Below are 9,603 nucleotides of genomic sequence, written 5' to 3'. Positions count from 1 at the left end.
GTTGATCGTTGATCGTTGACTGCTGACAGATTGGCAGGTTGATAGATTGAGCTATTAGAGGCTCGGTCTTTAAGAGAGATGTTCTGTGATTTTATATAATCATAGTGAATATGTTATATATAAAGTAATATGCAACTAATATTTTGGGTGAATCATTTGTTTTGAAATTGTTAATCAATTATCGGTTGAATAATATACTCACTTGGTTAGACTTTAACCGTGAAAGCAATGGTTTAACAAAGACTTATTTGCTTTTATTATCTCATTTCTTTTTGGATTTTTTAGTTAGTTTGGAGGCGCAAATGAAACATTTCGATTTTATACAGCATATTTGCGCGTCGTTTGATCCGTGTACTGACATGGTGACTGTTATGTCACAAACATCAGCCATGGCCGATCGAAACACCCAAGATAAACCTAACTAATAGATCCGTATCCTTATTTGGCTGTGGAAAAATAGCAGCTAAGTGAGAAGCCCTCATACTATCTAACACGCTATTTTTCCTCAGTTGATTCAACAACTGGAGAGTTATTATGCGTCACTCAGTATATTTAAAATTAGCAACAGTCCTTATCCGTGCCGATCTTCGTCGTGAAGAGCGCGAATGGCAGCGAAAAGTACGTCGTAGTTCACTAGACCTACCTTGGCACAACACTCATTTGCTAAGAGATATTGGCCTTGAAGCCGATGGTCGTCCAATTGGTTTCTCTGAGCCTGAAGTTGTCACCATTGAACGTCGCGTTCGTCATCTTCGTCGTGTTCTTAGCGCGCGAATACCGACGTAATCTTTCGGGGTTGATCGCACCTTTCAACCCCCTAAATCATTGACGGTGATAGTTAGGTGTCAAAAGTGAGCGCTTTTGAACTAGAACTGGACAAAAAAGAGAAGCATTGGCTTCTCTTTTTTGTTTTTTTAATCGAGAAAAATCAACGTGCCCTAGTAAAGAAATAGAGTTCTACTAAGCTATAGAGAGCAAGGGAGGCCGGTTATGCAAAAGCATCAGTTAGACATGTGGTTACATGGAGAGCACAAAGACTCTTATCAAACACCCAAAGTGTACGTTATTGGCTGTTCTGATATTTCAGAATATCTATTGGCGGTGGAGTACAAACATAAGCTAGAACCGGTAAAGCAAGACGGCGAGCCGCTTCACTTTGGATCCTTGGATCAAGTGAAAGAGGAGTTACTCCGGCTCGGCTTTGAAAAGGCGTATCTTCGCTTACACAACGCCTATGATGAGTTTGGTAATGAGCCAAGCCAAAGCTACTGTGATATTGAACTGGCGCTCAAACCTCATTAAGAGGCGTTGGTAGCGAGATATTGATTCTAATTCCAGACTGTTTTTTAACGCACTGATAGTTTTGGCTATCGAGGCTCGATTAAACGATCTATGCGTAATGTGTTGTCAGTAATTTATGGGTGAATTGAGTTCGCAGATAGAAACCACGTGGTTTAGTTTTGATAGGTTTTCCGCTTGCACCGTAAGCTTCCGTTAACACACGACTGTTAGCAGCCTTCGGACGTAAATGCAGTGCTTCACCGTGTCTTGCTGTTATCTGTTCAACATTGCCTAAAACGATCAACTCCATCAGTTCTTCCCAATCTCGCTTCAAGAGTTCGTCTTCAGCTTGGCTAGGTGTCCATAATAATGGGGATCCTACATGCCTCTCTGCTAGCGGGATCTCTCTTTCTCCCTCGACAGGGATCCACAACACCTTAGACAGCTTGTTTCGAACGTGGCTGGTTTCCCAAGTTATGCCTTGCACACCCATCAAAGGAGCAACACACACAAAGGTGGTTTCGAGTGGCTTGCCAGAGTAGCTAATCGGAATGCTTTTTAGCTCGATACCGAGCTTGGCAAAATCTTGTTCTGGCTTACTGCCTGCAGGTGCACCCAAGTGCCATTCCAATAGCTGCCCAACCCAGCCTTTATCACGCTTAAGGTCGTTTGGCATCACCATCTCAGCTTCGTCAGCGAGCTCTTTAAAGGTCATTCCGGCGATGGCATACGCGCGCTCTAACAGCTCTTGTTGTGTTTGTGGTTCTGGTTTCATAATAAAAGGCATGATCAAAAAAATGATTTTATCAGAAGTTATCACCATATGACGACTGGTTAAGAAATGATCTCCTTGCGAGAAAAGGGATCAAACTCAGGGTTATCCACAGGACATAAAGGTAATTAATTGAAATATTAATTTAGTGGATAAATAAACAGGGGTTTATGGTGGATAAAATGCTTGCCAAATGGGGTTCAAAATGAATCTTTCACTTAGTAGTGTGGATAAACATCGGAGTGGTTGATCTTTAACCATGTCAGGTTTCTGAAAGATCTTTTACATTTCTAATGTTTTTTAAAACTAGAATGTTATTTTAATTTGCTGATTTATATAATAATAAAATTATTTTGACTGATTTGTTGTTTTTGGTGTTGATGAATCTATGGATTAAAAAAAACGATTGCGGGTAATTCTTCACATAGTTATTCACAGAAAAGGTGAATAAATGTGGTCTATGTCTCACTATTGTGTGGGTAACTAGAATTTGAGCAAAACTTATCCATATTCCTAGTTATTATTCATAAATATAGCGCTTATCACGTCACTAAGTTTGCTCCGATTGGGGATATGTGGAAAAATCAGAGTAATTAAAAATTTAGATAGAGGTTGGCCAGTGATAGATGGCGATGGTTACCGATTAAATGTTGGTATTGTAATCTGTAACAACCATGGTCAGGTCTTCTGGGCTAAACGATACGGGCAACATTCATGGCAATTCCCTCAAGGGGGAATAGATGAAGGTGAGACTCCGGAACAGGCAATGTACCGCGAGTTGTATGAAGAGGTTGGCCTTACTAAAAAGGATGTAAAGATCGTCGCGACAAGTCGTCATTGGTTACGCTACAAGCTACCCAAACGACTGGTTCGGTGGGATTCTAAACCTGTCTGTATTGGACAAAAACAGAAGTGGTTCCTTTTGCGCTTAGATTGCGATGAATCGCATATCAATATGCAGCGTGGAAGTACACCTGAGTTTGATGGTTGGCGTTGGGTGAGTTACTGGTACCCAGTTCGACAAGTTGTTTCTTTCAAGCGAGATGTTTACCGTCGAGCGATGAAAGAGTTCGCATCTTTAGCAATGCCGTTTAAAGAGCGAAAAATAAAAGGAAAGCGCAAATTGCGTAGAGGTTAAGCATGCTCAGTCAACTAAGGGAAATAGTTGAACACGTATCAAGAGTTGAAGATGTGTCGACGGCTCTTGATATTTTGGTTAAAGAGACATGCAGTGCGATGCAGACGGAATGTTGCACCGTGTATTTGGCAAATAATGATATGCAGCGCCTTGAGTTGATGGCAACTCAAGGCCTGATCTTCAAAGGCAATAGCATTCACATTGGTTTTGACGAAGGTCTGGTTGGCCTTGTTAAAAGAAGTGCTGAACCTATCAACCTTGCACAAGCGTCTGCTCACCCTGCTTATAAGTTTTTTCCAGAGCTTGGAGAAAACGTCTATCACTCTTTTCTCGGTACTCCGATTATCCACCGCAAGCAAGTGCTCGGTGTATTGGTCATTCAACAGAAGACCCCACGTTTATTTAGTGAGATGGAAGAATCCTTCCTTGTCACGCTCTCTGCACAACTTGCCGTTATTGTGGCGCACGCCCAAACTCAAGGCCATTGGCTGTTAGAGCAACAGAAGCTACCGGCTACTAAAGGTATTGCAGCTTCATCGGGCGTGGCGATTGGTGACTTATGGTGGGACAACACTCAGCCTGAACTCACCGATGTTTATCCTGCTTCGACGCTCAATATAGAGAGAGAGCATGAGTTGTTGGCGGTAGCGGTTGAAAACGCCCTCAATGACTTTAAGCGCATGCGAAAGCGCTTAGATAGCGAAATCAATAAAGATGCGTTGGCGATCTTTGACCTGTTTACTCACTTACTCAACGATCCTATGCTGCGTAAGGATCTAAAAAGCCAAATCCAGAAAGGCGATAAAGCCGATTGGGCACTAAGACAGGTTGTAGAGAGTTATTCTAATCGCTTTGCTCGTATGTCGGACGTGTATCTTCGTGAGAGAGCACAAGACATCCGAGAGCTCGGACAAAGGCTGCTCTATTTCCTCCACAACTCTGAACATGAACTTCGCACGTTAGATAAGCCGATTATCCTAGTGGTTCGTGAGTTAACCGCTTCGGTATTAGCGTCTATTCCCAAAGAAAAGCTCTTAGCGGTGATTTCCTTGGAAGGGGCGGCGAACTCGCACGCAGCGATTTTATCTCGAGCGCTTGGCATACCTTCCGTCATGGGGGTAAACCTCAACCTAGCTCAAGCTAATGGCAAGCGAGCGATTGTTGATGGGTATAGCGGTGAGATCTTTATTGAGCCGACTAAAAGCCTGCTCAAAGAGTATCGAGGGCTGATTCTAGAAGAGAGTGAGCTCTCCTCTATGGTCAATCGCGAGCTGTACCTACCGGCAAAAACGCAAGACAACAAGCAAGTCGAGATTCTGCTTAATGCGGGTTTAAGTGCAGACACTAACATCGCTATCAACCAAGGCGTTGATGGCGTAGGGCTGTATCGAACTGAAATTTCTTTCTTGTTGCAGCAAAGATTCCCGTCAGAGGATGAACAATTCAAGCAGTATCGTTCTGTACTGGCAAGCTACCCAGAGAAACAAGTGGTGATGCGTACACTCGATATCGGTGGTGATAAGGCCTTACCGTATTTTCCTATCGAAGAGGACAATCCATTCCTTGGTTGGCGTGGTATTCGGTTTACGCTCGATCATCCTGACATCTTTATTATTCAGTTACGTGCCATGCTACGTGCGAGCTGTGAAAGCCATAACTTGAGTATTTTGCTGCCGATGATCTCTGGTGCACAGGAGTTGGATGACGCGCTACAGTTGATTGAACAAGCGTATGATGAAGTGCATGAGCTTGATAACCGAGTGCGTATGCCTCGCGTTGGTATCATGATTGAAGTGCCATCCATGCTGTACATACTGCCGCTGATTGCGCATAAGGTCGACTTTGTTTCAGTCGGTACCAACGACTTAACCCAATATTTATTAGCGGTTGATCGGAACAATTCACGAGTATCCGATGTCTATGAATCAATGCACCCTGCGGTGATCATGGCATTAAAACAAATTCATGATACTTGTAAGCAATATCAATTACCTGTTTGTATTTGTGGCGAGTTAGCCGGTGACCCGATGGGCGCGCTGCTATTGATTGGATTGGGGTATGAGACGTTAAGTATGAATACCTCGAATGTCGCAAGAACCAAATATTTGATTCGTCAATCGAACTTGGCTGAATTACAGGATTTGGCAAATAAGGCACTTTCAAAACCGTATGGTAGTGACATCTATAGTATGATGCTGAACTATTTCGAAGAGCGTGAATTTACAGGCTTCATTCGAGCAGGTAAAAAATAGGATTTAACGTGTCATATGAACTGATAGGCTTGTTAGCGGGCCTTGGTGCTATTGTTGGTGTTTTAGCAGGCTTGCTAGGCATTGGTGGTGGTTTGCTGGTTGTTCCTGCCTTACTGTTTTTGCTTCCTAAAGCGGGTATCCCCCAAGAGTTTGCGATGCAAATGGCATTGGCTACTTCGCTATCAACCATCATCGTTACGTCGGGATCGTCTGCGATTAACCATCTAAAGTTGGGTAACGTAGAGATGTTTGTCGTTAAATGGTTGATGCCAGGTGTGGTGATAGGTGGCTTCCTCGGCTCTTTCGTGGCCGATGTAATTCCAGCTCAATACTTACCAAAAGTCTTTGGTGTGATTGTTTTGGTGTTGGCGTTGCAAATGCTATTGTCGATTCGCTCCAAGAGCCAAAAATCGATGCCGGGTTCAGCTAAAACCGTGTTGTGTGGCGGCGGGATTGGTTTGGTATCAAGCTTAGCGGGCATTGGCGGTGGGTCTTTATCGGTACCTTTCCTTAACCATCACGGTGTGGAAATGCGTAAAGCCGTCGGCTCATCTTCGGTATGCGGTTGTGTTATCGCGATTTCGGGAATGCTAGGTTTCATTTGGCATGGATCTTCTGTCGATGATCTTCCTGCGTATAGCTTGGGTTATGTTTATCTACCGGCTTTGATCGCGATATCTTGTACCTCAGTTTTGACCACTCGAGTGGGTGCGAAACTGGCCACTCAATTGCCAACCCCTGTGCTGAAGAAATTCTTTGCGGTATTTTTAATGTTTATAGCAGCCACAATGCTGCTGTAGTGTCTTTTCTGTTAGTCATTGAGCTAACCGTTAATCAATTTAGATAGAGAGCCAAGTATGTCTCAGGGTTTTATCGAATTCCCAAATATCGATCCTGTTCTTATTGAACTAGGACCAATCTCAGTTCGTTGGTACGGCCTAATGTACCTTGTCGGTTTTATGTTTGCTCTTTGGTTAGCAAATCGCCGAGCTGATCAACCGGGTAGTGGTTGGACTCGAGAGCAAGTATCAGACTTACTGTTTGCTGGCTTTCTAGGTGTGGTGTTGGGTGGTCGTATTGGCTACGTACTTTTCTACAACTTTGACCTTTTCCTAGCAGACCCACTGTACCTATTTAAGGTATGGACTGGCGGTATGTCTTTCCACGGTGGCTTGCTGGGTGTTATCACCGCAATGTTCTGGTATGCGAAAAAGAATGGTCGCACCTTCTTTGGCGTGGCAGACATGATTGCACCACTCGTCCCATTTGGTTTAGGTATGGGCCGTCTAGGTAACTTCATGAACAGCGAGCTTTGGGGCCGTGTGACTGATGTGCCATGGGCGATTGTGTTCCCTAACGGTGGTCCACTTCCTCGTCACCCATCTCAACTTTACGAGATGGCGCTTGAAGGTATCGTGCTGTTCTTCATCTTGAACTGGTTTATCAAAAAGCCGCGTCCTCTTGGTTCTGTATCAGGGTTATTCCTAGCTGGATATGGTACATTCCGCTTCTTAGTAGAATACGTACGTGAACCTGATGCTCACCTAGGTTTGTTCGGTGGATTTATCTCTATGGGACAAATTTTGTCACTGCCAATGGTTATCATCGGTGTGCTGATGATGGTGTGGGCATACAAGCGTGGTCACTACAAAGACGAATTACCACAACAAACGAAGTAAGGAATTGGTGTGAAACAGTATTTAGATCTCTGTCAGCGTATCGTTGATGACGGTACTTGGATTGAAAATGAACGCACGGGCAAGCGTTGCCTAACCGTGATCAATGCTGACCTTGAATATGATGTTGGTAATAACCAATTCCCACTGGTAACAACGCGTAAGAGTTTTTGGAAAGCCGCAGTTGCTGAGCTGCTTGGCTATATCCGTGGTTACGACAATGCTGAAGATTTTCGTAAGCTAGGGACTAAAACTTGGGATGCGAATTCTAACCTGAATGAAGCATGGCTGAATAACCCTTACCGCAAGGGTGAAGATGACATGGGCCGTGTTTATGGCGTTCAAGGACGTGCATGGGCAAAACCTGACGGCGGTCATATCGACCAACTGAAGAAGATTGTTGATGATCTAACTAACGGTATTGATGACCGCGGCGAGATCTTAAACTTCTACAACCCTGGTGAGTTCCACATGGGATGTTTGCGTCCGTGTATGTACAGCCATCACTTCTCACTACTTGGTGATACTCTGTACCTAAATAGCACTCAGCGCTCTTGCGATGTACCCCTAGGCCTGAACTTCAACATGGTTCAAGTGTATGTCTTCCTAGCTATCATGGCGCAAATCACGGGTAAGAAAGCTGGCGTGGCTTACCATAAGCTAGTAAATGCTCATATTTACGAAGATCAACTTGCACCTATGCGTGATATCCAGTTAAAGCGTGAGCCGTTAGCTGGCCCAACATTCCATATCAATCCTCAGATTAAGTCTCTAGAAGATTTGGAAACATGGGTAACGATGGATGACTTCTGGGTTGAAGGTTACGAATGCCACGAAGCGATTAAGTACCCATTCTCGGTTTAATCTCACTCGCTTTGTTTGATTGAAAGGCTGCCTCTGTGCAGCCTTTTTTGTATCTAAGTTACAGTGACGAGTAATCGAGATTCGAAGAGCAGAGAAATCATATGCTGTGTGATGCTTTATGTTACTCGTATACTCTCAACGCGCATTGGCTCTTTCTCTTCGATACTCGCTTACACGAATCCCGTATCTGCTCTTAAAAAGAAAAAGCCCGCAACCTAGGAGGTAGCGGGCTTTGCTATAAGCGATGTTTATTTTGCTATTAAGCGGTAAGAGCTAACACGCTACCAGGCAGTACAAGGAATACCGCAACAAGGTAACCAGCCACTACAGCTTTGTTCTTCACAGCCATGTCTGAAATCATGTCTGCCGCTTTAACTGGAAGTTCACGTAGGAACGGGATACCGAAGATGAATACCGTTGACATGATGTTGAACACCAAGTGTACTAGAGCAATTTGTAGTGCGAATACTGCGAACTCACCAGACACTGCTGTAGCTGCAAGTAGAGCCGTAATACATGTACCGATGTTTGCACCCAGAGTGAATGGGTAAACGTCACGTACTTTAAGAACACCTGAACCTACTAGTGGAACCATCAAGCTTGTTGTCGTAGAAGAAGACTGAACAAGGATAGTCACGATAGAGCCAGAAGCGATACCGTGGATTGGACCACGACCGATTGCGTTCTTTAGAATCTCACGAGCACGACCAACCATTAGGCTCTTCATCAGCTTACCCATTACAGTAATAGCTACGAAGATAGTTGCGATACCTAGAGCGATAAGCATGATGCCGCCAACAGTGTCGCCAAACGTTGATAGTGGTTCTTTAATCGCACTTACAACAGGCTTAGTGATTGGCTTGATGAAGTTAAGACCACCCATGCTCATATCACCTGTTGCTAGCATCGGTGATACTAACCAGTGAGAAATTTTCTCTAGAATTCCAAACGCCATCTCTAGTGGTAGGAAGATAGCAACGGCTAATAGGTTAAAGAAGTCGTGGATTGTCGCACTTGCGAATGCACGTTTGAACTCTTCTTTACAACGAACGTGACCAAGGCTAACTAGCGTATTGGTTACCGTAGTACCAATGTTAGCACCCATGATCATAGGAATTGCTAGCTCAACAGGTAAACCACCTGCCACAAGGCCAACGATAATTGAAGTAACTGTACTTGATGATTGAATAAGCGCTGTTGCTACTAAACCAATCATTAAGCCTGCAACTGGGTGTGAAGCAAATTCGAAAAGAACCTTTGCTTGCTCGCCTGTTGCCCATTTGAAGCCTGTACCAACCATTGAAACTGAAAGTAATAGTAGGTAAAGCATGAATGCCAAGTTAGCCCAGCGTAGCCAACGAGTAGTGCTCGAGATAGGCGCTGCTGCAGTAGTAGCTTGGTTCATAATGTTTTCTCCATTGGACCGTTTAAGTCTGTGTTTGGTCTGTTTGTTTAATCTGAGCGTGATGTTAGAGGGGAAATATTTCAGTAATATTACATTTTGGTTTAGGTGCGACTTTTTTGTGATGATTTACTCTTTAAATATTCCAATTGCTAATGTGGTTGTTTTAAGTTGTTGTTTTAAATTGTTTTTTAATGGAAATTCTATAGGTGATATAG

At 43.8% G+C, this 9,603-nt stretch carries 9 protein-coding genes; 7 read left to right on the top strand and 2 right to left on the bottom strand.

All coding sequences use genetic code 11. The features are described from left to right. The first annotated feature begins 534 nt into the window (after positions 1-534). Both AB4507_RS13225 and AB4507_RS13220 read left to right on the top strand, forming a co-directional pair. Positions 535-786, top strand: coding sequence for a hypothetical protein (locus AB4507_RS13225; protein WP_008224444.1), 252 nt, complete (start codon positions 535-537; stop codon positions 784-786). Between the two features lie 204 nt (positions 787-990). Next, positions 991-1,302, top strand: a complete 312-nt coding sequence (locus AB4507_RS13220) for a DUF6482 family protein (RefSeq protein WP_004735016.1) — start codon at positions 991-993, stop codon at positions 1,300-1,302. An 88-nt stretch (positions 1,303-1,390) separates the two neighbouring features. Here AB4507_RS13220 and mutH read toward each other — a convergent pair whose 3' ends face one another. After that, positions 1,391-2,056, bottom strand: a complete 666-nt coding sequence (mutH, locus tag AB4507_RS13215; RefSeq protein ID WP_032546406.1) for a DNA mismatch repair endonuclease MutH — start codon at positions 2,054-2,056, stop codon at positions 1,391-1,393. A 616-nt stretch (positions 2,057-2,672) separates the two neighbouring features. Here mutH and rppH point away from each other — a divergent pair. The 5 genes from rppH to AB4507_RS13190 are packed head-to-tail and all read left to right on the top strand — an operon-like array spanning position 2,673 to position 7,983. Next, positions 2,673-3,191, top strand: a complete 519-nt coding sequence (gene rppH / locus AB4507_RS13210; protein ID WP_017059335.1) for an RNA pyrophosphohydrolase — start codon at positions 2,673-2,675, stop codon at positions 3,189-3,191. Positions 3,192-3,193: 2 nt separating this feature from the next. Beyond that, positions 3,194-5,443: a phosphoenolpyruvate--protein phosphotransferase gene (gene ptsP / locus AB4507_RS13205; protein WP_017059336.1), complete on the top strand. Its 2,250-nt coding sequence runs from the start codon at positions 3,194-3,196 to the stop codon at positions 5,441-5,443. A gap of 8 nt (positions 5,444-5,451) precedes the next feature. Continuing rightward, positions 5,452-6,243 (top strand): sulfite exporter TauE/SafE family protein, encoded by a 792-nt coding sequence (locus AB4507_RS13200; protein WP_017059337.1) that lies wholly within the window; start codon positions 5,452-5,454, stop codon positions 6,241-6,243. 57 nt (positions 6,244-6,300) lie between these two features. Next, on the top strand, positions 6,301-7,122 hold the full coding sequence (lgt, locus tag AB4507_RS13195) for a prolipoprotein diacylglyceryl transferase (protein ID WP_017059338.1): 822 nt from the start codon (positions 6,301-6,303) through the stop codon (positions 7,120-7,122). A gap of 9 nt (positions 7,123-7,131) precedes the next feature. Next, positions 7,132-7,983: a thymidylate synthase gene (locus tag AB4507_RS13190; protein WP_017059339.1), complete on the top strand. Its 852-nt coding sequence runs from the start codon at positions 7,132-7,134 to the stop codon at positions 7,981-7,983. Positions 7,984-8,242: 259 nt separating this feature from the next. Here AB4507_RS13190 and AB4507_RS13185 read toward each other — a convergent pair whose 3' ends face one another. Beyond that, positions 8,243-9,388, bottom strand: coding sequence for a Na/Pi symporter (locus AB4507_RS13185; RefSeq protein ID WP_017059340.1), 1,146 nt, complete (start codon positions 9,386-9,388; stop codon positions 8,243-8,245). Positions 9,389-9,603 lie beyond the last annotated feature (215 nt).

Source organism: Vibrio sp. 10N.222.54.A3, assembly GCF_041474095.1.
Lineage (GTDB): Bacteria > Pseudomonadota > Gammaproteobacteria > Enterobacterales > Vibrionaceae > Vibrio > Vibrio crassostreae_C.
Note: the sequence above shows the minus strand (reverse complement) of the source record. Positions and strands in the feature narration are given on the sequence as shown.

Bases quoted from the DNA above. Each gene is read 5' to 3' on its own strand.
- AB4507_RS13225 (WP_008224444.1), top strand. From the start codon at position 535: ATGCGTCACTCAGTATATTTAAAATTAGCAACAGTCCTTATCCGTGCC.
- AB4507_RS13220 (WP_004735016.1), top strand. From the start codon at position 991: ATGCAAAAGCATCAGTTAGACATGTGGTTACATGGAGAGCACAAAGAC.
- mutH (WP_032546406.1), bottom strand. From the start codon at position 2,056: ATGAAACCAGAACCACAAACACAACAAGAGCTGTTAGAGCGCGCGTAT.
- ptsP (WP_017059336.1), top strand. From the start codon at position 3,194: ATGCTCAGTCAACTAAGGGAAATAGTTGAACACGTATCAAGAGTTGAA.
- lgt (WP_017059338.1), top strand. From the start codon at position 6,301: ATGTCTCAGGGTTTTATCGAATTCCCAAATATCGATCCTGTTCTTATT.
- AB4507_RS13185 (WP_017059340.1), bottom strand. From the start codon at position 9,388: ATGAACCAAGCTACTACTGCAGCAGCGCCTATCTCGAGCACTACTCGT.